General features: G+C 63.5%; 1 protein-coding gene. It reads left to right on the forward strand.

Annotated elements, in window-relative coordinates:
* The coding region (locus tag SB772_RS43235) for an ABC transporter permease subunit (RefSeq protein WP_410838926.1) at positions 1-255 on the forward strand (255 nt) is incomplete at both ends.

Raw genomic sequence — 255 nt, forward strand, 5'->3', positions numbered from 1 at the left:
GGTGATCCTGACGAAGTCGATCGACCTGTCGGTCGCCGCCAATCTGGCCTTCACCGGCATGGCGATTGCGATGATGAATGCCGCCTATCCCGATCTGCCGCTGGCCGTGCTGATCATTGCCGCCATCGCCATCGGCGCCTGCCTTGGCGCCATCAACGGTTTCCTGGTCTGGGCGCTGGAGATACCGCCGATCGTCGTGACCTTGGGCACGCTCACCATCTATCGCGGCATGGCTTTCGTGCTCTCGGGCGGTGC

This window comes from Paraburkholderia sp. SIMBA_030, from assembly GCF_046535245.1.
GTDB lineage: Bacteria > Pseudomonadota > Gammaproteobacteria > Burkholderiales > Burkholderiaceae > Paraburkholderia.